Below are 24,051 nucleotides of genomic sequence, written 5' to 3' on the forward strand. Positions count from 1 at the left end.
TGAGATTTTTGAGATTTTTGTAGGTCGGACTTTAGTCTGACAACCGTTAAGCGGGCAATTAATTTGACGGGTTAACAAACAGCTATCGCGGGTATTATTTTTTTTCGGTATTTATGCTGAGGATGGTTAAATTTCATTTAACTTGATGGACTAAAGTCCACCCTACAAGGGCCTACGGGTTATGGTGTAACTTTGGCCAAGTGTTAGTGTGAGTTTGGCCTGGTGATAATGTGACTTTGGGCCATTTTTTTGTACTTAAAAAAATCAAATTTTGCATATAAAAAAGCCAAACATTTGTCTGGCTTTTCTTGTCGTGCAAAATGACCGAATAATGAAAATTATGCGGTGGTATCTACACTGGGTTTAGCTTTTGACACCATCACCATAGCAGGGCGAATTAAACGACCGTTTAACTCATAACCTTTTTGCATAACGGCAATAACGGTATTAGGCGCAACACCTTCAACTTCTTGCATTGACATCGCTTGATGTAATTCAGGGTTAAATGGTTGATCTTGTGGGTCAATCGCTTTAATCGCAAATTTCTCTAACGAAGCTAATAAACCTTGATAAGTTAACTCAATACCTTCGATGATAGCCGTATTACTTTCGTCATCTTTATCGATATTTTGTAATGCTCGCTCTAGGTTGTCTACTGTTGTTAACATTTCAGCAGCAAATTTTTCTAAAGCAAACTTACGTGCTTTTTCAACGTCTTGTGACGCACGGCGACGAACATTGTCAACTTCTGCTTTCGCACGTATGACTGAATCTTTTTGATCGGCAACCGTTGATTTAGCGGTAGCTAAGGCGAGTTCAAGCTCGTTTATTTTTTCTTGCTCAGCACTGATATTTTCGACTGCGGCGTCAAGTTCAACTTCAACTTGCTCTTCTGCATCCTCAATAATTTCAGTGGCTAATTTGTCTGCTAAAATATCTTCAGCACTTTTATTCTCTGTTGACTCGTTGGCCATGAAAAACTCCAAAGTAGGTCTTAAATTTCAAAATAGGTAATATAATAATGCTAATTATGGGGGTTTGTTTTTATGATTCAAGCACAAAAGTAAATCATTTAAAAAAAAGTCAACTTTACAAGCGAGCGAAATAGCGCGAAACTGCTGATAGTCCTTAATTATATTACATATTTATAAGCACCGTATGAGTAATTTATACCGCACTATTGGCTTAATTGGTAAACCTAACCATGAAGGTGCCAGTTCAACCATAGCAGCTTTACATCAGTATTTATCGCAGCAAGGCTATCAAGTGCTGGTAGAAAACTCTGTGGCCCAAACCGTTAATATTGAAAATGTTGTCATGGCGTCACTTACCCGTATTGGCGAGCAGGCCGATCTGGCTATTGTGATTGGTGGTGACGGCTATATGTTAGGCGCGGCGAGAGTTTTAGCTTGTTACAATGTCGGTGTTATTGGGGTTAACCGTGGCAATTTAGGTTTTCTTACCGATTTATCTCCTGATGATTTAATTACCCCGCTTGAAGCCATTTTAAAAGGTGAATCTCGCGCTGAACAACGCTTTATTATCGAAGCTGAAGTTTATCGCCACGGCAAACTTAAAAGCTCAAACAGTGCGGTGAACGAAGCGGTACTGCATGCAGGTAAAGTCGCTAGCATGATCGAATTTGAAGTTTATATCGATGGCAGCTTTATGTTTAGTCAACGCTCTGATGGTTTAATTGTTTCAACGCCTACCGGCTCAACCGCGTATTCTATGTCAGCGGGTGGCCCAATATTAACCCCCAATTTAAATGCCCTTTCCTTGGTGCCTATGTTTCCGCATACGTTAACTAGTCGACCTATTGTGGTTGACGGTAACAGCGAGATCAAACTAAAACTGGCTAATGAAAACTATGAAAACTTGCAGGTTAGCTGCGATGGCCATGTGATTTTAGCGGTTATGCCCGGTGATGAAGTGATTATTAAAAAAAGTGAATTTACCCTACGCCTAATACACCCACTTGATCATAACTACTTTAATGTACTAAGAAATAAATTAGGTTGGGGTCACAAACTCTACTGATATTACTTAAACCTGCGATGGGTAGAATGTCGAAATATAAATAAAGTTGCAAACAGAGCTTGAATAAAAACCAGATACTGTATAAATTAACAGTATCTGGTTTTTTTGGTTACCATACCCATTGGTATTAACACTTTATCCAATATAACGTTGTGATAAAGACAGTGAGGCGACTATGTTATTGCAGCTCAACATTCAAAATTTTGCCATTGTGCGTTCACTCGACATTGATTGGCAACAAGGCATGACTACCATTACCGGCGAAACCGGTGCAGGTAAGTCTATTGCGATTGACGCCTTAGGGCTTTGCTTAGGTGATAGGGCGGTAACCAACGTCGTTAGACCTAATTGCGCGAAAGCCGAGTTAGCCGCCACTTTTGATACTAGTAATAACAAAAGAGCAAAAAAATGGCTAAAAAACAATGATATGTTGCTCGAAAATGAATGTATTCTGCGGCGGGTTATTTCTGCTGAAGGCCGCTCAAAAGCCTATATTAATGGTAGCCAAGTGCCTTTAACGCAACTAAAAGAAATTGGACAACTACTGATCAACATCCACAGTCAGCATAACCATCAACTACTGGTTAAACCCGCTGAACAACGCAATATTCTTGACGCTTATGCCAGCCACCAGCACTTGTTAGATGAAGTTAAATATTATTACCATCAATGGCGTGAACTTAGCCAAGAAGCCCAACTGTTGCAAGAAAGCAAACTACAACGTGAAGCCAAACAGCAATTATTACAGTATCAAGTAAACGAATTAGATGAGTTTTCATTACAACTTGATGAATTTGAAAGCTTGGAAATTGACTATAACCGCCAAAGTAATGGTCAGCACATCCTCAATGAAACCTTAATTGCTGTACAAGAATTATCTGAAGATGAACAATTTAACGTTGTTGATGGCCTACGGCACAGTACCGAGCAAATTACCGCTTTAGGTAACTATGACCCGACATTAAAAGCCATAGCAGAACAGCTTAACGAAGCCTTAATTCAAGTTGAAGACGCTAGCCAAGAAATTAAGCATTATTACGAAAGTTTAGAGCTTGACCCACAAGCTTATACTTTAATAGAAGAGCGTTATTCAACCGCTGTGCTGCTAGCTAAAAAACATCAAGTATCGGCCAGCTCATTAGCCAATTTTCATCAACAGCTATTACAAGAGCTACAATTATTTAGCTCTGATGAAACACGTTTAAACCAAATTAACGATGATATAGAGGCCGCAAAACAAAAATATCAACAGGCTGCACTGATTTTGTCTGATTCAAGAAAAAAAGCCGCCACTAAGTTAAGTAAAATGATCACCAAAAGCATGGCCGATCTCAACATGCCGTATGGCAAGTTTTTCATCGATATTTGCCAAGATAAAAGCGAAAACTTATCGGTTAACGGCAATGACAGCGTGAGTTATCTTGCGAGTTTAAACCCAGGGCAAGCGTTAGAAGCGATGAATAAAGTTGCCTCAGGCGGCGAACTTTCTCGTATCAGCTTAGCGATGCAAGTTATTCTGGCGGATAAAATTATTACCCCTACCTTAATATTTGATGAAGTGGATGTGGGTATCAGTGGCCCAACCGCCGCTATGGTAGGTAGCAAGTTGAAACAATTAGCAAAAAATACTCAGGTTATTTGTGTAACTCACTTACCGCAAGTGGCCAGTAAAGGTCATCAACAATTATTTGTCGCTAAATTAACCGATGGTGAACATACAGAAACCACAGTAACTGAACTTTCTAGCAATGGCCGCGTCCAAGAAATTGCTCGCTTACTGGCTGGTGATAAAATTACCGAAAATAGCCTAGCTAACGCGCAAGAATTACTGGCCGGATAAAGCAAAGATCAGCAAGCGGGTAAAATAAACTAAAAATTATTTTGTATCTGTTAGCCTGCTTCGCTATTATCCCCATTCAAACTATAAAGGATAATTATAATTAACATGTTTTTTCGAGTATTAGCTATTGTAATCGCCTTGTCTGTTTCTGCCTGTTCTAGCTGGGTTTATCGTATAGATATTCCACAAGGAAACTATTTAGAGCAAAAAGATATCGACAAACTTCAAATTGGTATGACAAAAGAACAAGTTAAGTTTGTATTAGGTAGCCCTGTTGTTCAAGGCGCGTTTAATAAAGATATTTGGCATTATGTTTATCGTTTCAAATCAGGTCGAAGCGACGAATTTAACGCAAAAAAACAATTTACCATTACCTTTGATAATAACAAGGTTGTTAATGCTGAAGGTGATTTTGAATTACCGGAAAGCTATAACGTACCTATGGTTAACTAGCGGGTTAACTAGGTTAGTTGTTTTTTGAACATCATCACTCTTTCACATTGGCGTCCAACAATGTACTGATGCAGTGCAGCCATTAATGACTTTAATGGCTAGGAACTTCCATGTGATCTTGATATAAGGTTCATCCTGAAGATAAAGCATGTCTATTGTAGGACATGCTTTTTTATGGCTAAATTTTTAATAAATCACCTAAATTACCTAGCTAAGTCAGATATCCTAGGTCATATATCAAAAGAGTAAATTAACTCTCGCCAGTATTACCTCGGTATGACTAAACCCGACCGCCAGTAATTTTATTAGCCCGGCCTTCTTCTTTGGCTTTTTCTGCTCTGCGTTTACGCACTTCTTTCGGGTCAGCAAGCAGTGGACGGTAAATTTCAATACGATCTAAGTCTTTCACCGTATCGGTTAACTTAGCTAAGCGATTCCAAATACCCACCTTATTAACGGCTAAATCTATTTCAGGAAACTCTTCAACTATGCCAGAAGCTAAAATGGCTTGCTCTAACGTAGTGTTAGGCTCAACGGTACAGCTAATAATCTCTTGTCGTGTTGGTGTGCCGTAAACCACCTCAATCGCGAGTGGGGCTTGCTCACTAATTTCTTCACTCATAACCTATTCGCTCATGTTAATGTAAACTCTATTAATACACAGCTTATACCACTAACCGTATACTTCTTTTGCTCGCTCAGTAAACGCTTGCACCATATTATTGGCTAAATTATTAAATACTCGACCAAAAGCCAAATCAAACATTTTATTAGAAAATTCATAATCTAAAGTCAATTCAATTTTACAGGCATCGTCAGATAAGGCTTTTAATTGCCAACCACCGACAAGAGACTTAAAAGGCCCATCAACTAAACTCATTTTAATTTCTTGGTTACTAATGAGCACATTCTGCGTGGTGAACCATTTTTTCAGACCACCTTTAGACACTAATATCGCGGCGGTCATACTATGTTCGTCTTGGGCAACTATTTTACTATCACTGCAATTAGGTAAAAACTTTGGGTAGGCAAGCACATCATTAATTAAAAAATACATGTCTTCTACACTGTGCATCACTAATGCACTACGGCTTATGTTTGGCATTCACCCTCCAATTCTCAAGGGCGCTATCATAGCAAATGTCTTTTAAAAACGCATTAAAGTGAAAAATGATAAATAAGCCATTTAAATAACAGCAATACTCCGTATAATGTTGAAGATTGCTATTTTTGGTAGCAAACAAAATGGAAATATAATGGCAAAGAAAAAGAAATCAAGCAGCAATACGATTGCTCTAAATAAAAAAGCACGTCATAACTATACCCTAACTGATAAGTTTGAAGGCGGAATGAGCCTACAGGGCTGGGAAATTAAAAGTATACGCAGTGGTAAGGTAAATATATCTGACTGTTACGTACACATAAAAAATGGTGAGGCCTATTTACTTGGCGCGGAAATAATGCCGCTTAACGCCGCTTCTAGTCACGTGGTTTGTGATCCTAATCGTGACCGAAAATTACTCTTAAACCGTCGAGAGCTAGAAAAAATTATTGCCGCTGTAGAGCGTGATGGTTATTCCTTAATCGCCACCGCCATGTATTGGAAAGCTTGTTGGGTTAAATTAGAGTTTTATTTGGGCAAAGGTAAAAAAGATCACGATAAACGTGCTGACATCAAAGATCGAGAATGGGCAGTAGATAAAGGCCGATTAATGAAAAATAGAAACTTAGATAGATAGTTGATTAAAAAATATCACGTTGTCTATTTAAACTAAGCGTTGTATAATGCGCTGCATAGACTTATATAGTCTATAGCAGTAGAAAAGAAAGCAGTAGAAAAGAAGTAAAGAGTAAGCTTTGGGGCGGATCTAGGATTCGACGAGATTCATGAAACCCGAGGTGCATGCCCAGGGGCGGTTTGCCTGGTAAAAAGCCGCAAAACTATAATTGCAAACGACGAAACGTTCGCACTAGCCGCTTAGGCTAGCCATCGCCTCAAAAATTCTCCTATTGTTTAGAGGATCGATGGTCACCCCAAATAGGATAGCGAGGGAAGCACGCTTAAGGCTGAACCGCGAAATAGTATTAAGCTCACCATGACGAAGCCTGTCGGTTGGCGTCCAAGTGGTTAAATAAATGATCGACTAAGCATGTAGTACCAAGGATGTAGGCTTTTCGGACGGGGGTTCGATTCCCCCCCGCTCCACCACATAATGAACTAAAGACGTCCTAGGGCGTCTTTTTTTTCGTTTAAAATCAACGTTTAAGTATAAAAACCAAGCCCCTCCTGTCCAGCCCAGATTGATAGTGACCATACATTTTAGTACCATAGTTAGTACCTAAGAATAAAAACCCATTTATTTGTGGTACTAATATGGAGATCACAATGGCTAGAATCACTAGGCCTTTAACGAATACTGAAGTAGATAAGGCTAAGCCTCAAACTAAAATATGTAGTTTATTTGATGGCGGAGGCCTTGAGCTAAAAATAAATCCTTCAGGTACTAAGAAGTGGATTTTTAAATACTACAAGCCATCTGACATGAAGCGCACCAACCTAACGTTTGGTGTATACCCTGACATTTCATTAGCTCATGCTCGAAAACTTAGAGCTGAAGCAAAAGAGCTACTTGCTAAAAATATTGATCCAAAAGAAGACAAAGAAAGTGTAGCAAACCAACAAAAAGAACGAGTAGAAAGCACCTTGCAAAGTGTTGCTTCAAAATGGTTTGAGCTTAAAAAGACCGAAGTGACACCAAATTATGCCATTGATATCTGGCGTTCTCTTGAATTGCATGTTTTCTCAGAGATTGGCAAATATCCCATTTCAGAAATAACAGCCCCTATTGCCATTAAAGCCGTTACGCCTATTGCGGCAAAAGGTAGCTTAGAAACTGTTAAGCGAATTAATCAACGTCTAAATGAAATCATGAACTATGCGGTTAATACAGGTGTTATACACTCTAACCCTTTAACTGGAATCAAGGCAGCGTTCGAAAAACCTAAAAAACATCACATGCCAACTATCAAACCTGACGAACTGCCTATGTTCATGAAAGCGTTAAGTGTTGCCAGTATCAAGATTGTTACCAGGCATTTAATTGAATGGCAATTACACACGATGGTTAGACCAGGTGAAGCAGTAAAGGCTCGATGGGCTGAAATTAACTTCACTGAAAAGCTTTGGAATATTCCAGCTGAAACAATGAAGAAAAAGCGTCCTCACTCAGTTCCGCTTTCAGATCAAGTATTGAGCCTACTTGAATCGATAAGGCCTATCAGTGGCCACAGAGAATATATATTTCCCGCAGATAGAAACCCTAGAAGCCACGCAAGCGAATCAACAGCAAACGCAGCAATTAAAAGAATGGGCTACAAAGCAAAGTTAGTCGCTCATGGCCTACGTTCTGTCGCTAGTACGACGCTTAACGAACAAGGCTTTGATGCTGACGTAATTGAATCTGCTCTAGCTCATGTTGATGATAACGAAGTCAGACGCGCTTATAACCGAGCTGATTACTTAAAGCGCAGAGCTTCAATGATGGTTTGGTGGTCTGAACATATTGAAATATGTGCGACAGGTAACTTTTCATTGTCTGGAACTAAGTTAAAAATCGTTTAATATATTTTTATAATAAGTAAGCACTATCAATATACATTTTATATTGATAGTGAAACACAGGCGTTGACAGTTTAAATTAAGGAAAATAATAGTTGTAACTGTTAACAATTAAACTGCAGTTGATTTAGAGATAGATATGAAAATGATTAAAAGTAAAATAGATTTACCTACATGGTTTAAGCTTAATAACTATGATTCAGTCACTCTGTTGAGTGATAATGATTTAACTGATCAAATCGCTTATAGGGCCTCTTTGCTGACTTATTTGGATTATGGTTTTACTAAAGACTCTGACTTTACTGACCTCCATTCACGTTTAAAATGGGCATTAATAACAAAGGGTAACCCTATTGTGTCAGAAGTGTTTCAACTCACACATGACGATGAGTTGGTTCCTGCTATGCTGTGGACCAATGCAGTGAAGCCATTAAAAGCATTAAATGCTATAACTTTTACACATACATTAATTAAAGAAGATCGTTTAATTGCTAATAAAGAGAGGCTTACCCCGATCGACTACAGCGCATACAGTGAATACTTTGATCTTGTTGATCTAAATAATAACCATAGGTTGGCTCACATGGTCATTAACCTAAATGAAAATTCAGATAAGACAATTCTTTCAGATATAAAAAAATTACTTCCCCATTGGAGAGAGGTATTAGAAATAAACGAGCCTACCGAAAATATTTATTCAAAGCCTTCTCATTTCAAAAAAATAGTAGACTACAAGATCATCCCACTATTGGATTTGAAAATATGGAGTTTATTAGAAGATAAGAAAATTCCTCATCGAGTATTAACCGTTGCTTTATACCCAAATGGAGAAAAAGGGGAAACAGAGCTAAAACAAACAGTACTTCCTTTCACTGAAATTATATTAAGTGATGATTACCGCCTCATTTAGTAGAAATTTAACTTATAAAAATTCTACTAATTTTTTCAGAAGATATGTCAGTTAAAAAATCAATATTTTTTGACTAATTTAACCTTCTACCAGAACCCTAATAATACCCTCAGTTAATCCAAACCAACACAACTGAGGCGAACCATGAACCATACTGTACAAACCCCTAATATAATTAACGTACAAACACCCTACTTACAGATAATCCGCAGACCACAAGCATTAACCATGCTTGGCATTTCAAAAAGTAATTTCCACAATAAAATAAATGCAGGTCTTTTGCCAAAACCAATAACACTGGGCTCCAATTCTGTTGGCTATTTAAAACACGAACTTCAAACTGTTATTGGCGCAATAGCCGCAGGAAAAAGCACTGATGAAATCAAAAGTTTGATTGCATCATTAATAGTCCAACGCCAAAGATTCGTGTAGGAGAGAAAGTTATGAAAAAAATTACACAATACTTAATCCAATGGCAACTTCATACAATGGTTAGAGGAAGTGAAGCCGTTGGTGCTAAATGGTCTGAAATAGATTTTGAAAACAAACTTTGGAATATACCTGCCGAAAGAATGAAAAATAAGTTCACTCATTCAGTGCCTTTAACTGCACAAGCATTAAGTTTACTCAATGCTATTAAACCAATAAGTGGTTATAGAGAGTATATATTCCCAGCAGATAGCGATCCAAGAAACCACACTAATGGCCAAAAGCTAAACGCAGCAATCAAAAAAATGGGTTACAAGGGTAACTCAATTACCCATGATTTACGCTCCTTAGCTAGTACTATTTTAAATAAACAAGGTTTTGAACATGACGTAATTAGAGCTACTTTAGCTCATGTTGATAGTAACGAAGTTAGAAGGAGTTATAACAGGACTGATTTTTATCATTCTCGGCGTAAACTTATGAATTGGTGGAGCAACCATATAGATAAATCTCTTGTAAAATCCTTGTTTATTTCATGTTCTAGTGTAGTAACTCACGAGTATTTTAGTGTTGTGGAGCTTGAATATGATTAACCACAACATACAATTAAACGCAGCCCTTAACTTTAGTTTGCTAGTTGATAACTTACTTTGTGACGGGCAGCTTCACCGAGTAGCTACCCAATTAAAACCTAATAGTAAAAACGGTTGGTATATCGCATTTAGTGAAAGTCCTACTTTGGTTATGGGCGATTGGCAAACAGGTATAACCGAAATATGGAAACCTGATGGGTACAAACAAACACACCAAGAGAGAATAGATATTCAGCAAGCCATTAAAACAGCTGAGTTATTAAGAGCTGAAAGCTATGCCATTGCAACCCATCAGGCTAGGGATATTTATAGACATGCAAAACCGGTAACCAAACATCAATACTTAACTAAAAAAGCGATAAATGCACCTAGCGTTATTCGATATAAAGATAATTTATTGATTATTCCTTTGGTGGATTACAGCCTAACAAAGCCTGAGCTAGTGAACGTACAGACTATTAATGATCAAGGTTTTAAAAAGTTCAACAAAGGCGGCAGAGTAACGGGTTTATGTTGTCCAATTGCATTGCCAGTCAATGAGCCATTAAGACGTTTATATATTGCCGAGGGCTTCTCTACCGCAGTTAGTGTTTATCAAATCACAGGTCATTCAGTACTTGCTGCAATGAACGCTAATAACTTAGGGCCAGTGGCCAAAATAGCTCGTCAACGTTGGCCAGATATTGAAATAATAATTACCGGTGATGACGATTATTTAACGGAACGTAAAACAGGCATTAACCCCGGTAAAGATAAAGCGATTAATGCGGCATCAATGATCAGAGCAAAAACAGCCTTTCCACCTTTTACTTTTGAGCAAAAGTTAGCAGGGTTAACTGACTGGAATGACTTTGAGCAAAGCCTATCGACTAAGGCGGTATCATGAAAAAAAATAATAACGTAATTGAACTCTCTACGGTAGAAGCGCCAACCGAACCAGTCACTATTAACGGAAAAGTAATTACTGATTGTGAATTAGTCATATTAACTGAAATGAATGAAACATATGCACATATTGTTATTGGCGCTAAACATCGAATAATGACATTTAAGCCATGCTCAATTGATGGAAAACGAATGACCTTTGAAAGTATTAAGGATTTTTATAATTACTTTGAGCACAAACCTAAGATAGCTGAATCAAATCAAGGAAGAACTTGGTTTAAATGGTCAGAGAAAAGATTTTATTCCGATGGTATTGGTTATTACCCAGAGCAATCAAAAGCACCAGATCAACTCTTTAACACCTTTCAAGGGTTTGGCTGTAAGGCTATGGCTGGAAATATAACGCTAATACTTAATCATATTCACGAGGTCTTGTGTGGAGGCGACAGCGTAGCATCAACGTATTTTATTCAATGGTTAGCGCATATATTTCAAAAGCCCGCTGACAAACCATCAGTCGCTATATTAATGAAATCAGCTGAAGGAACGGGAAAAGGAACACTTTATAAATTACTCAAGAAGATGCTTGGTGTAAATGCTAATCAGGTTAACGGGCATTATCAGCTCACTGGTCGCTTTAATTCAGTAATTGCAGGTAGGTTACTTATCTTTGGTGATGAAGTGGATTTAACCAGTAAGCCAGTCTTTGATAAAGTTAAAGGCATTATTTCAGAGCCAACAATCAGCTTAGAACTAAAAGGTATTGATGCTGAACCTATACCAAATTTTGCACGCTTTATTTTTGCCGGCAACCATGGACAAATATTAAGAGCAGGAACAAGAGAAAGGCGTTTTTTAGTTTTAGAGCCATCATCAAATAAAGTAGATGATAAAAGTTATTTCAAAGCATTAAACGACTTAATTAATTCTGATGGAGCTGCCTACTTCCTTGAGCATCTCCTCAATGTTGATATAAGCTCATTTAATCCTTATCAAGCACCAACAACTAAAGGATTGATAGAAGAAAAACTTTCGAGTCTTACATCGATACTTTCATTTTTTAATGAAGAGCTATTAAAAGAAAAAGCATTTTCCGGAGCAGCTAGAGTATATGCTAGTGACTTGGTAAGCCAATACCAATACTGGGCTGAAAACAATAAAATAGTAATTACCCCAGCTTCAGCCAGGAACCAAACTGGGTCAGTTTTAGCTAAATTAGGAGTTAAAGTGCTTGGACGTTCAGGGCGTAACAAGGGAAAATATTATGATTTACCAAGCTGCGACGAATTAAGAGAAATGTTTGCAAAACATCTCGGGCATGATGTAGATGATATTTTCTGAAAAGGTAAATTTAGCTATATCAGCTGTACCACCTTCACTAAAAGATTCACTCTATAAGGCCTGTAGCTAGTACAGCGCTATTTATATTACTTACTTAGCTATACCAAAACTATACCAAAACTATACCATGACTAGTTAAAGGTCTTGTTTTATATTGTCTATAGCTTGGTATAGTTAATAAAAACAAGTTATAAATCAACAAAATGGTACCCTTGCCACAGTTAGATTGTACATATGGTACAGTTGTTTTTTGTAAGTTCATCAGCTACAGCCCTTTATTTTTATAGCCTTGATGATAAATGGTACAGTTGGTACAGCATAAAGGCGATAATTTCCTAGAAAGCTGAAATAACAAATTAAATTTTATAACAAAACAGTCATTACCATCTTAATTTACTTATTTAATCGAATGACCACTCGCGACATAGAGCAGCCATATTGCCCTTACTACCGGCCCTATCAACCCACTAGCTTATAACACATTTACTATCATCTGCTGGCAACAGTCAAAGATACGGCTAAACTAGGGGTTAAGCCCCCTTAAAAGTCCTGCTAAAAAACTGCTCATCTATTTTTCCTTGTTATTTTTGTAAATTATTTTTATTAAATTTCATAACCGCTTTAAGTTAATGCACTTTCAACCACGGCATCGGCGAGGTGAAGTTGGGTGGTTTGAGCATCGCTTAGGCGGGCTTTGAGTTGCTCACACAAAGCCATTAATTCATCGACTTTAGCGACGATGCGGTGTTGTTCTTCAACTGGAGGGATAGGTATCAAAAGCTCATTGATATTTTGCAGGTTTAGACCCGGTTTGGCACCATAGCTGCATTCCAAAAGATGATTTCTTCCTCCATGGGAGCCTGTAATCCAAGTATGGATTAAACGATTAATATCCTGTCGAACTAGCTTTATAAGCGCTACATGTTGGCTAACATACGCATCATCTATTTCTATATTGACAACCGCACACTTCGCAACGTTTGCGCCCGTAATTGTCATGAGTAGGTCATTTAATTCAACCTTAGTTCTTTTTCCTTCAGTGTTTGCAGGTAGTTCGACATAAGCTCGGTTATCAAATTCAACTCTATCGTATTTAATATCTTGTGATCTGATAAAGATTGAACCAACATCAGAGTAATAGCTTTTCCAGCCACGGGATCCACTTGTTACAAGTTTACAGAGGTCTCCAAACCTGCACCATTCCCAGCTATCAGGTAATTCAAACAGTTGATCTTCATCAGTAATCGCTGGTAATAGCTTTTGCTTTTTGATTTTTTTATCTGTAATGAGCTGGGCTTTTTCTTCGGCTATTTTTTCAAGCAGTACACTTGCCGGCTCGTCGATGGGGTTTTGCGGGACGAGTTTACCCATGACGGCGAGTTGTAAGATGGTTTGCTTTAACTGTTCTATGCTTGCTTCAGTGGTGAATAATACGTCAAAGTACTCAGCTATGCGTTGCCAGCTGATTTGGAAGTCTTCTTTGTTATTAGCGTCTGTTGATATATCGCTTGTTAAGCTCGCTAGCAGCACTTCCACTAAGGTTTGGTGTGTAGTAAGACTTTGCTCGGTTTGTTGTTCTAACTGATCACACAAAGCCATCAGTTCATCGACTTTAGCGACGATGCGGTGTTGCTCTGCTAAAGGTGGAACGGGGAATGTTATTAAGGCCAAAGATTCAGAGTTAAGGGTATTCCCCATTATTGCTTTTTTAGTGTTTCCTGATAAAGCCCTGCTGGGTATAAACCTATAAAGAAACTCTTTTGAAATACCTTTGAATGGGGTGACAGATATTATTGCCTCATTATGATAGGCATCCACATCAAGAATTGATACTTTTCCCACTGTTAATTTAAAGCTCATCAGGATTGTACCTGCTTTAACTAAATCTCTTTTAAATACTTCTATTGATGCTTTATTAGTCAACCTTTTATTCGTTGCAATAATAGATTGGTAATGAACCATATCAGATATACTTACCCAAGGTACTCCATCATTATTCTCAGTCCAATATTCTGCGTTCTTTGTTGATGGTGTTTTTCCTGGTATATAGTGAGCTATATTTGGAAATCGTTCCCACTCCCAACCTAACGGTAGAACAAACGGCTTCTCTTCATCCGTAATAACGGGCAATGGCTTTTGCTTTTTGATCTTCTTATCAGCGATCAATTGCGCCTTTTCTTCAGCAATTTTTGCAAGTAATACGCTAGCAGGTTCATCATTAGCATCTTGTGGTACTAATTTACCGCGTACGGCGAGCTCTAGGATCAATTCACGTAATTTTTTAATGCCGGTTAATTCAATTTTCTTATTTGAACCACGGCCGGTGGCATTGCGCTTTTTAATCGCGCTAGTCCAAACATCAATATGCTCAGTGATTAACTTTTCAACGCCAGCCATTATTTCGCGCCCTGCTCTTTATTAAATAAGGCATTAGCTAGAATACCTTTAAGCTGGTCGCGCAAGGCTTGAATATCTGCTTGTTGTTTCGCGTAGTCACCTAATAGCTCTTGTGGGTCGTGGCTTATTTGTTCGCCAACATGCGGGTTTTTAATATCAAGGTTAAAGTTACGCGCAATAATCTCGTCAATGCTGACTTGCCATGCTTGTTCGGTTTCAACGCGAGAAGCAAAACCGTCTGCCTCGTTACCCCACCAGTCAATTTCGGTTTGAAACTCTTCAAATTTCATTGGCTTGGTTTTGTTGTAGTTTTTAACGCCGTCTGGATATGGGTGCTCGTAAAACCACACTTTTTCGGTTGGCTTACCTTTAGTGAAAAAGAGTATGTTAGTTTTAATGCCGGTATACGGGTTAAATACGCCGTTAGGTAAACGTACAATGGTATGTAGGTTACATTCTTCGGTTAGCAGCTTTTTGATCTTGGTTTTAACACCTTCACCAAACAAAGTGCCATCGGGTAACACCACGGCTGCACGGCCACCATTTTTACCATTTTTCGGAGAAGCTAATATTTCAATAATAAGCTGTAAAAATAAATCAGCTGTTTCGCGGGTACGTAAATCGGCAGGAAAGTTCTTCTCTATGCCGTCTTCTTCAGTGCCACCAAATGGTGGGTTAGTAACGATAACGTCAAGTTCATCGTCCCAGTTTGCTAAAGGTTTGTTTAAGGTATTGCCGTGCTTAACTTGCACCGGTACTTCAATGCCATGCAGTAGCATGTTGGTAGTACAAAGTAAGTGCGGTAATTGCTTTTTCTCTACGCCATGAATTTGCTGTTGTAAGGTTTGGTGCTCTTTGGCAGTGTTAACATAGTTGTTTTTTACGTGGTCAAACGAACAAGCTAAGAAGCCACCCGTACCGCATGCTGGGTCCATAATGCTTTCGCCAAGCTTAGGGTCAACACGGTCAACAATAAAGCGTGTAATTGCCCGAGGAGTATAGAACTCGCCCGCATTACCGGCACTTTGTAAGTCTTTTAATATTTGCTCGTATAAATCACCAAACAGGTGCCGCTCGGTTGAGTCGGTAAAGTCAATTTCGTTTAGCTTGTTGATCACTTGGCGCAGTAGCGTGCCGTTTTTCATGTAGTTAAACGCATCACTAAACGCTTCTTTGGCAACATAACCGCGTGGGTTTAGTTTAATGGGGGCGGTAAGGTTTTTAAGATCAGGAAACAGTTGGTCGTTAACGAATTCAAGTAACTCGTCGCCGGTTATACCTTCGTTGTCGGCTGCCCAATTGCGCCACAGGTATTGCTCGGGTAACGGGCATTGATAGTCAGCTTGTTCAAACTCTAGCTCTTCTTCTTGGGCGTCGAATATTTTCAAAAACAGTAACCAAGACATTTGCCCTAATCGTTGGGCATCGCCGTCAACACCGGCATCTTTACGCATAATATCTTGAATGGACTTTATTACTGAACTGACTGACATGGACTTCTCTTTGTTTTATTTTATTTTGTGAAGTCACGGCTGCTAACTTCGTTTGCTAGCTTAGCCATGACTTTTGTTATTAGGTTGTTTTAAGTTATGGTCGCGATTAACTTTCAGTGCTTAATTTCTCAAACCACTTAAATGGCGTTATGCTGACTTATTTGGCGACTCGTATAAAAACTCTTCCAACTCGGTAATCGCGCTATTGTATTTGTCTGCCCCGCCAAAGGCTTTTTTCGCTATTTCAAGCGGTCGACCAAAATTAACAATGGTATTGGCTTTTAACGCGTCTTTGCCTTCAATGGCTTTAACGCCGTCATCGGCATAGCCATCTAGCAAGGCATTTAACACCTTCTGGGCTACGTCTGAATACTTGGTAAAGTAATTGCGTTTTTTAACGCTCTCAGCACGCTCTTTACGCGTTAACGCGGGTTGGTCGTAAACTACGTGGCAAATAAGATCGAACGGGTCTAAATCTTTGCTTACGTCTTGCTCTAAGGCTTGCCAAATAACCCCTTCATTAGCCAGTTCATCAATGATGGCTTGCTTGCGGTCGGCATTTTGCCACTTTCGGGTAAAATCATCTAGTGAAGAAAACTGCTTTTTAATGGTGTTACAGGTGTAATCTTTAAATGACTCGGTAACTAGCTTGCCGTCTGTTCCGTAATACTGCACCCGTTCAGCCATTTTTTTAACGTTAACACCTGAAACTTGAAATTTGATGAAGCGTTTTTCTGTTTCGTCATTACCCCAGTCGCTATCTATTTCACCTGAAGAAACATGCCCTAGTTCACCTTCGTGTACAGCGTGTTCGTCTGAATTTAATTGAGGATAGTCGACATTATTTTCATCAATAGTGGTACTTGTTAAATCATCATTAAAAGTGCCGTCTTCATCATCAATGATGTCTCTAGGACTCGTTTCCATAATTTTAACGGCTTTGCCATCAAACTTTTCATCAGCAAATAACTCAGTTGCCTTTTTAAAGTCGAGAATGGTAAACCAAAGTTTGTTATATCTGTCGTCAATACGCGTACCACGACCGATAATTTGCTTGAACTTAGTCATCGACTGTATGTTTTGATCAAGCACCACAAGCTTACAGGTTTTGGCATCAACACCTGTGCTCATTAACTCTGACGTGGTGGCAATAACAGGGTAAGCTTTTTTCGGGTTAATAAAGTTCTCTAACTGCGCCTTACCTATGTCGTCATCACCGGTGATCTTCATGACGTATTTTTCATTTTTAGCCACTTGCTTAGGGTTTAAATTAATCAGAGCTCGGCGCATGCGATCGGCATGATCAATATCGTTACAAAATACGATGGTTTTAGACATAGGGTCGGTACGTTCTAAGTAGCTGGTAATGGTTTGTGCAACTAACTCTGTACGCTCATCAATGACTAAGGTGCGGTCAAAATCTTTTTGATTATAAATACGATCATCAATAATCTCACCTTGCTTATCCACTTGCCCTGTAGTGGGACGCCAGCCTTGTAGGTCAACATCAATATCAACCCGCACGACTTTATATGGCGCTAAAAAGCCATCTTCAATACCTTCTTTCAGTGAGTAGGTATAAACAGGCTCGCCAAAGTAGTCGATGTTAGATACTTCTTTGGTTTCTTTCGGTGTAGCGGTTAAGCCTATTTGGGTGGCTGAGCTAAAATACTCAAGAATTTCCCGCCATGCGCTATCATCTGAAGCGCTGCCACGGTGACACTCGTCAATAATAATCAAGTCAAAAAAATCTGGGTCTACTTGCTTAAAGGCTTTTTGACTTTCTTCTGGTCCGGTTAAGGCTTGATAAAGTGCAAGGTGAATTTCGTACGCTGGGTCAACTTTACGGCCGGTTACTTTGGTCATCGCTTGGCCAAAGGGCTGAAAGTCGTTAATGCGGGTTTGATCAACGAGTATGTTTCTGTCGGCTAAAAACAAAATGCGCTTTTTCTGACGTGACTTCCATAAACGCCAAATAATCTGAAACGCGGTATAGGTTTTACCAGTGCCGGTTGCCATCACCAACAACATGCGATTTTTACCTTGCGACACCGCTTCAATGGTTTTGTTAATCGCTTGCAGCTGATAATAACGCGGAGCTTTGCCACTGCCATCATCATGATAGCTTTGGGTGATTAACGGCAGTTGTTCGTCTTTAAACTCGCGATAGGCGCAGTATTTTTGCCAAAGTTGTTCAGGGCTTGGGAACTCAGATAGTTGTATTTCTGACTCAAGCATTGTGGGGTTAGTTTTGTCATGAAAGACAAAGCCGTCACCATTAGAGGCAAAGACAAATGGCACTTCAAGCAAGCGCGCATAATCAAGCCCTTGCTGCATGCCCTTACCTACTTCATGTTTATTCGCTTTAGCCTCGATAACAGCCAGTGGGATATTAGGCTTAAGGTAAAGCACAATATCAGCCGATTTAACTGTTTTACGAATACCAAGTTGGCCACGAACAATTACCTGACCATCACGCAATTTCACCTCCTGGCGAATTTGCGTCATAACATTCCAACCGGCACTTTTAACCGCTGGCATGATAAATTTAGTGATTATATCGGTTTCGCTGAGCTTTCTTTTGTCCATGATAGTCCCTTACAACATTGGCGTGTCCATTGTGCAGTAAACAAGGTGCGATAATTGTAATGATTTGTCAATTTTATCGAACATTAAATTCATTAAAATCAGTGTGTAAACATTAAAAAATCATAACTAAGGGTATCTACGGCCAAACTAAGTGATATATTTTGCTACGTTAATGGTTTTAATAATGCGTAGACCTAACTCAGGCAGCTCTGAAGTAAAAGCTCACTCAATAAAAGTATGTAAGTGATTCAATATAAGCCGAAACATTACAACTGTTATTAGTCACAACGTGGCAATCAGAATCGCTTCTCTTAGCTATGTAGCTATGTAGCTATGTACTCTATGGGTATGTATGCTATGAGCCTGGTTTTTATTCTACCTATAAAATTAGTGGCATCTATGCTTAGCGTTAATTGGAAACATGAAAGGTTTAATTTTTGCTTTGAGCATAGTCAAACAGGGATAAGTGCCAAAGATTGGTGTGAAAAGCATCAGTTAAATTACGCTACTGCGCGTAGGCATATAAAAACAAGGTTAATAAAAGAAAACTTTAGATTGTATAGCAACTCGGGGTCACTAACCCCACCTAGGTCAACACCTAAACGTAGAGGGCCACCACTGGGCGCTCAAAACGCTTTTAAACATGGTGGGTACTCAAGTTGTTTTTATAGTGACGATGGACAGAAGATAGAAGCAATCACTTCAGGGGGAGAGTTAATATTAGCTAGGTTACGTATTCATAAAGTAATGCAAAAAATATTGACCCTTGGGGAAGAGTTAAAAGCAAAACCTTCTATTGAAACTACGCTTAAATTATACGATGAATTATTTCTAGCAGACTTAGCGATTGAAAGAAATATCGCTAAAATAGAAGCTATTGTTCGGAAGATACCTGCACCTAGGCTTGAGTAAACCTTAATATAATCGAATTAATTAGCTCTTGCCCCAAAAGAAGTCCTAACAATAACCGACTGATATATAATAGATAACTTTACGTTTGGATTAATTACTTGCGCACTTTTCATGTGATCATTGCGCAATGTAGGTTAAAAATAAAATATTGCGCTTTATTGGCTACTTGGATACTTGGATACTGAAGATTATGAAGGGCTGATTTATAGGTCGTTGTGTTAGTCGATATGTAAATTAGGTAAAACTTGATCTTACAAATTTAATCATGAAGTCTTAAAACTAACAACTTATTGTGCTTAGTTGACATAACGAGTTGAAAAACTTAATGTCTTCTTAGAGCGAACAGCGGTCAGTCAATACATGTTGAATAGCAATAACAAAAAGGAATTTATATGATTCGGTTTATCATCACTTTACTGGTCACCCTTTCTCCGTACACACAAGCAAATGACGATTACCTAAAAGTCCTCAATCAATTCAAATCTGTTTGCCTAGAAAAACCCTACTCATCATGCACAAACATGCTAAAAGGAACAACTGAAGCGCAACAGTTATTAGCTAATACTTTGAAATTAATGGCTATTAACAAAGAGTTTTCAACTTTATATGTTTCCACATACGGTGAAGAAGCATTTATTGAGTTCAACGATGCTTTTAAGTTCAGTACCTCTTCTATAGATTTAAGTGATTATAGTTTAAAATCAACAAGTAACACTCAATTTGTTTTAAAGGATGTTGAAGGGAATACACTGATATTTGAAAATACGAAACAAGGGTGGAAACTAAATGTTGATAAGTCCTTATCAGGCGTAGCAGTTAAAGAAGCCAAACCATTCATTGAATATTCTATTGGTGCACACTTATCATTAATTTCTAAAATAGAAACATCTCTTCCTGTAGATGATGCTTTCAAGTTAGGAGGTAGGTATTTTGCTGTTGCTACATACGATTATTTTGACGAAAAGACTAAAATAAAACTAGATGAAGTTTTTGCATCGAAGAATATCGATGCCGCAAAACTAAGACAAGATATGCTTTACTTTTATCACCAGCAAAATCAGTAAGCATTAGACCGCTTTTGGCACAAAGCAGTCCTTAAAGGGCTGCTTTTTTGTTTCTACTTAAGGTCAGCAAAGTGGCATAAGTGACGATTAAACCACTTTATTTTTGGGCACTAATATTTTTTAGTGCTAATGCTACCTTGGTGCGCATTCCTGACATTCTAGCTAAAAATCTTGCCATATATTTTCTAATGAATTAACTACTAGCGTAAACGATGTAATGTCCTTTTATATGGAAGTCTGTGTGATTTTTCGAGGTGTGTTACTAAGATCTATTAGTAACACACCCTAATATACATCTGATTTAGCATTACTAGTTTCTAATACTTTGAGAGTATGGGATATTGATGTTAATTAAATGTTGCTTAAGGTGTGTATTACTGATACGTATACATAATAAGCTGTTGATACAAGTAAGTAATACATCCCGTAGAAAAGGAGATAGATTTTGGTAGAAAAAGAATATCCGGTCGAAGAGGTGTTCGGTATTAACCGTGACCTTCCTTTAAATTATGTTGAGCGTGCAAGCGCAGACACTGTACTTGTCAATAACTTAGCAAGACGTCAGCACTTAGTGATTTATGGAAGCTCAAAACAAGGTAAAACCTCTTTAAGAAAGCATTGTTTAAATGAAGACGACTATGTTGTTGTTCATTGCTCCAATAAGTGGGGGCTGGATCATGTACATGAAGCCATATTGAAACAGGCTGGATACGAGCTAACGGTTTCTACAACGATGGCCACTTCTGGGAAGCAAAAAATATTTGCAAAGATTAAGGCTGGTATATTGGGGGTAGGGGCCGAAGGGGGGGCAGAAGCAGAACGAACTCAAGAAGAAAGAACAACAAAGGCGCCTCTTGAATTAGATCCTCTTGATGTAAACGATATCATTTCTGCCTTACAGAAAATCGGTTTTAGTAAATACATAGTTTTAGAGGACTTTCACTATCTACCAATTGATACACAGAAAGACTTCTCGGTTGCATTGAAGGCATTTCATGAAAACTCTGCGATGTGTTTCATTATCATTGGTGTATGGTTGGAGGAAAATCGACTTAGTGTATACAACGGTGACCTGACTGGAAGGTTGTTGCCTATCAATGCAGATAAATGGAATAGAACAGAACTTGAAAGAGTAATATCTGATGGTGAGACATTACTAAACGTGTCATTCAGCACTGAATTTAAAAATGAATTGCTAGAGTCATGTTATGAAAGCGTATATATAGTTCAGGAAACATGTCATCAGTGTTGTATAAAACACAATGTATTTAAAACTCAATATAAGCTTGAAGAAATTGGTAGTAAAGATGAATGTTCTGAACTTGTTAGCCAGGTTGTAAATCAACAGGGCGGTAGATTTAATTCATTTCTTACTCAGTTTTCTGAAGGATTTCAAGATACCACATTAGAAATGCATAAATGGCTACTGTATCCATTGTTGACTGCTGACATTGAGCAACTAGAGCTCGGTTTTAAGCAGGCTGAAATAAGAAGTTTATTGCAGGAGGTTCACCCTAGAGGGGCTGAACTTAATTCAGGAAATGTTACACAATCTTTGCAGTCATCGACTTCATTGCAAATCAAGAAAGATATCAAACCTATGGTATTAGATTATGATCAAACGAATTTGCGACTTAATATAGTGGATAAAAGTTTTCAAATTTGGCTATCAAGACAGGATCGAAATGACCTTTTAGATCTAGTTGGTCTGCCTGCAATGCCATAACAACGCGCTGCTGTCGGACACATTATCCGCTGCGCTCAAAATTTGCAGCAGAGCTCGGCGTTATGTAGGGAGTAATATAGATGATTGAAAGATTCGTAGAAAAAATCCCTTCGAACCTTAAGAAAAGGTCTGGTTCTGTTTTCTATTCAGGTGTAGATGCTTTTACAGGAAATAAAGATCTTTACATATTAGGCCTAAACCCAGGTGGTTCGCCTGAAGAACAGTCCGATGAAACTGTAGATAGCAGTATCAACCATATCATGAAAAATAAAGCCAACAATTGGTCTGCTTATAGGGATGAATCATGGCAAGGAGCGAAGCCTGGGACTTGGAAAATGCAACCAAGAGTCCTCCACTTGCTTGATAATTTGAATCTTAATCCGGGTGAGGTTCCTTCTAGTAACGTTATTTTTGTTCGCTCAGCGCGTGAAAGTAATATCAGTAATGAAGCTAGTGATTTAATAGATCAATGCTGGCCATTTCATTCTGCTGTAATAGATGAGTTAGGCCCAAAGGCAATTCTCTGTTTTGGTAAAACTGCTGGACAGCATCTCAAAAAGAAACTTGGAGCTAATAAGTTAATTGATGAATTTGTTGAGACAAATAATAGAAGATGGAAAAGTCAGGCGTTTATTAATAATGATGGCTTCAAAGTTATAGTAGCAACTCATCCTAGCATTGCAGATTGGACCGCTTCTGATACAGATCCATCAAATATGATAAGGCGAGTCATAGCAAGCAATGCCTAACAAATACCTGCAATGTGACAGCCAAAACTGTCAGTTTTTCCCCGTTGAGGCGGGCGTTATTGACAAAAAAACTAATCTAAATTCAATTCTAACCCGTTAATGCTAACGTCTTCTTTGTCCGCTTCAAGCTCATTACTGCCAGTGGCGACTCGTATCTGAACATTCACTTTTGCCACTTTGAAGACCTAAGGTTTTAGTACCATAATGACAGTTTTGGGGCTGTAAGCTTTCATAAATGGAGAACCTAATCAAAATATCTAGCAATCACAATGAGCCTATTTTAGCTTTAGGTAGTTCTGGTGGTGCTAATATGAAAATTGACGGAGGTAGTAGGAGTGTAACTCAGTAGATGTATTTAAAAGAGCCAGTGCAGGAGACTCAAAAGGGTTGGTATCGCCAGTAAATATGAGCAGCACATACCATATACAAGCTTGGGACAGTCAAGAAGTAGATGAATTCCTAGAATCCAATAGCAAAGGATTAAGGGAAGCTTTAGAAGTAGAGATGAACGCTAACTCTCAAAGCCTTGATAATGTTGGTTAGTTCAGTGTGGGCGTGCATGACTTTAGCTTAAAAGGCTGTTAGCATGCTCACTTTATCTACAAGGAGTGTACTCACATGAAAATACTAATCTTTTTAGCGTTACTTAGCGCACCTTTCTTTTCACAGGCTACAGACACAGCCAGTGATTTACTGTCTGATTGCCAGGCAGTGCTAGATTACACAGATTTAGGACAAAAACCGAAGATGACACCTTTTACTGCCTGCGTAAGCTATATACAGGGTGTTATAGATGTGAGTACACTTTATTCTGCAGATGAATTTAAAACGCCTGGAACTTTAAGGTATTGCGTACCTAATGAGTCGACAAACCTTCAAATAATAAGGGTGTTCATGAAGTATGCAAAGGACAATCCTCATAGATTACATGCACCTAGGGGTGCTATATTAGTTCTATCTCTACAAAATTCTTTTCCCTGTAAGGCCTAACTCACTTCAACCACAAGGAAT

The 24,051-nt window shown here is 38.5% G+C and carries 21 protein-coding genes and 1 other RNA gene; 16 read left to right on the plus strand and 6 right to left on the minus strand.

Going from position 1 to position 24,051, the window contains the following annotated elements; translation table 11 throughout:
* Window positions 1-338: 338 nt before the first annotated feature.
* A complete protein-coding gene (grpE, locus tag H4J54_RS08500; RefSeq protein ID WP_182190463.1) occupies window positions 339-974 on the minus strand; it encodes a nucleotide exchange factor GrpE in 636 nt (211 codons plus the stop codon).
* Between the two features lie 184 nt (window positions 975-1,158).
* On the opposite strand from grpE, the gene nadK reads away from it, so the two are divergent.
* From nadK to H4J54_RS08515, 3 genes are all read left to right on the plus strand, one after another.
* Window positions 1,159-2,040 (plus strand): NAD(+) kinase, encoded by an 882-nt coding sequence (gene nadK, locus H4J54_RS08505; RefSeq protein WP_182190464.1) that lies wholly within the window; start codon window positions 1,159-1,161, stop codon window positions 2,038-2,040.
* A 175-nt stretch (window positions 2,041-2,215) separates the two neighbouring features.
* A complete protein-coding gene (gene recN, locus H4J54_RS08510) occupies window positions 2,216-3,880 on the plus strand; it encodes a DNA repair protein RecN (RefSeq protein WP_182190465.1) in 1,665 nt (554 codons plus the stop codon).
* 105 nt (window positions 3,881-3,985) lie between these two features.
* A complete protein-coding gene (locus tag H4J54_RS08515; protein WP_182190466.1) occupies window positions 3,986-4,333 on the plus strand; it encodes an outer membrane protein assembly factor BamE in 348 nt (115 codons plus the stop codon).
* 280 nt (window positions 4,334-4,613) lie between these two features.
* On the opposite strand, the gene H4J54_RS08520 is transcribed toward H4J54_RS08515, so the two are convergent.
* Both H4J54_RS08520 and H4J54_RS08525 read right to left on the minus strand, forming a co-directional pair.
* The gene (locus H4J54_RS08520; RefSeq protein WP_182190467.1) at window positions 4,614-4,955 is read right to left on the minus strand and encodes an RnfH family protein; all 342 of its coding nucleotides are present in this window, start codon (window positions 4,953-4,955) and stop codon (window positions 4,614-4,616) included.
* A gap of 51 nt (window positions 4,956-5,006) precedes the next feature.
* Window positions 5,007-5,438 carry an SRPBCC family protein gene (locus H4J54_RS08525; RefSeq protein ID WP_182190468.1) on the minus strand — a complete coding sequence of 144 codons (432 nt, stop codon included), beginning with the start codon at window positions 5,436-5,438 and terminating at the stop codon, window positions 5,007-5,009.
* Window positions 5,439-5,589: 151 nt separating this feature from the next.
* Between H4J54_RS08525 and smpB the strand changes: the two genes are divergently transcribed.
* The 8 genes from smpB to H4J54_RS08565 all read left to right on the plus strand — a co-directional run bounded on the left by smpB (window position 5,590) and on the right by H4J54_RS08565 (window position 12,110).
* Window positions 5,590-6,072, plus strand: coding sequence for an SsrA-binding protein SmpB (smpB, locus tag H4J54_RS08530; protein ID WP_182136491.1), 483 nt, complete (start codon window positions 5,590-5,592; stop codon window positions 6,070-6,072).
* A gap of 120 nt (window positions 6,073-6,192) precedes the next feature.
* Window positions 6,193-6,542: a transfer-messenger RNA gene (gene ssrA, locus H4J54_RS08535) on the plus strand.
* A gap of 177 nt (window positions 6,543-6,719) precedes the next feature.
* Window positions 6,720-7,955, plus strand: coding sequence for an integrase domain-containing protein (locus H4J54_RS08540; protein ID WP_182190469.1), 1,236 nt, complete (start codon window positions 6,720-6,722; stop codon window positions 7,953-7,955).
* 136 nt (window positions 7,956-8,091) lie between these two features.
* The gene (locus H4J54_RS08545) at window positions 8,092-8,862 is read left to right on the plus strand and encodes a DUF6387 family protein (RefSeq protein WP_182190470.1); all 771 of its coding nucleotides are present in this window, start codon (window positions 8,092-8,094) and stop codon (window positions 8,860-8,862) included.
* Window positions 8,863-9,006: 144 nt separating this feature from the next.
* Window positions 9,007-9,294 carry an AlpA family transcriptional regulator gene (locus H4J54_RS08550; RefSeq protein ID WP_182190471.1) on the plus strand — a complete coding sequence of 96 codons (288 nt, stop codon included), beginning with the start codon at window positions 9,007-9,009 and terminating at the stop codon, window positions 9,292-9,294.
* Between the two features lie 11 nt (window positions 9,295-9,305).
* A complete protein-coding gene (locus tag H4J54_RS08555) occupies window positions 9,306-9,884 on the plus strand; it encodes a tyrosine-type recombinase/integrase (protein WP_182190472.1) in 579 nt (192 codons plus the stop codon).
* Complete coding sequence (locus H4J54_RS08560) at window positions 9,877-10,770, plus strand: toprim domain-containing protein (protein ID WP_182190473.1); 894 nt, start codon at window positions 9,877-9,879, stop codon at window positions 10,768-10,770. The genes H4J54_RS08555 and H4J54_RS08560 overlap by 8 nt, the downstream gene beginning before the upstream one ends.
* Window positions 10,767-12,110, plus strand: coding sequence for a DUF5906 domain-containing protein (locus H4J54_RS08565; protein WP_182190474.1), 1,344 nt, complete (start codon window positions 10,767-10,769; stop codon window positions 12,108-12,110). The genes H4J54_RS08560 and H4J54_RS08565 overlap by 4 nt, the downstream gene beginning before the upstream one ends.
* A gap of 621 nt (window positions 12,111-12,731) precedes the next feature.
* Here H4J54_RS08565 and H4J54_RS08570 read toward each other — a convergent pair.
* The 3 genes from H4J54_RS08570 to hsdR form a co-directional block, all read right to left on the minus strand.
* A complete protein-coding gene (locus H4J54_RS08570; protein WP_182190475.1) occupies window positions 12,732-14,507 on the minus strand; it encodes a restriction endonuclease subunit S in 1,776 nt (591 codons plus the stop codon).
* Window positions 14,507-16,000, minus strand: coding sequence for a type I restriction-modification system subunit M (locus H4J54_RS08575; RefSeq protein ID WP_182190476.1), 1,494 nt, complete (start codon window positions 15,998-16,000; stop codon window positions 14,507-14,509). Before H4J54_RS08575 ends, H4J54_RS08570 begins: the two co-directional genes overlap by 1 nt.
* Before the next feature lie 147 nt (window positions 16,001-16,147).
* Complete coding sequence (gene hsdR / locus H4J54_RS08580; RefSeq protein WP_182190477.1) at window positions 16,148-18,589, minus strand: EcoAI/FtnUII family type I restriction enzme subunit R; 2,442 nt, start codon at window positions 18,587-18,589, stop codon at window positions 16,148-16,150.
* Window positions 18,590-18,946: 357 nt separating this feature from the next.
* Here hsdR and H4J54_RS08585 point away from each other — a divergent pair, with 357 nt between their 5' ends.
* The 5 genes from H4J54_RS08585 (at window position 18,947) to H4J54_RS08605 (ending at window position 24,030) form a co-directional block, all read left to right on the plus strand.
* Window positions 18,947-19,501: a hypothetical protein gene (locus H4J54_RS08585; protein WP_182190478.1), complete on the plus strand. Its 555-nt coding sequence runs from the start codon at window positions 18,947-18,949 to the stop codon at window positions 19,499-19,501.
* A 392-nt stretch (window positions 19,502-19,893) separates the two neighbouring features.
* Entirely contained in the window at window positions 19,894-20,565 is a 672-nt protein-coding gene (locus H4J54_RS08590; protein WP_182190479.1) for a hypothetical protein, read from the plus strand.
* A 445-nt stretch (window positions 20,566-21,010) separates the two neighbouring features.
* A complete protein-coding gene (locus H4J54_RS08595) occupies window positions 21,011-22,291 on the plus strand; it encodes a hypothetical protein (protein WP_220464156.1) in 1,281 nt (426 codons plus the stop codon).
* 80 nt (window positions 22,292-22,371) lie between these two features.
* Window positions 22,372-23,040: a uracil-DNA glycosylase family protein gene (locus tag H4J54_RS08600; RefSeq protein WP_182190480.1), complete on the plus strand. Its 669-nt coding sequence runs from the start codon at window positions 22,372-22,374 to the stop codon at window positions 23,038-23,040.
* Window positions 23,041-23,658: 618 nt separating this feature from the next.
* Window positions 23,659-24,030 (plus strand): Rap1a/Tai family immunity protein, encoded by a 372-nt coding sequence (locus H4J54_RS08605; RefSeq protein WP_182190481.1) that lies wholly within the window; start codon window positions 23,659-23,661, stop codon window positions 24,028-24,030.
* The last annotated feature ends 21 nt before the right edge of the window (window positions 24,031-24,051 follow it).

This window comes from Colwellia sp. MB3u-8, assembly GCF_014076985.1.
In the GTDB taxonomy this organism is placed as follows: domain Bacteria; phylum Pseudomonadota; class Gammaproteobacteria; order Enterobacterales; family Alteromonadaceae; genus Cognaticolwellia.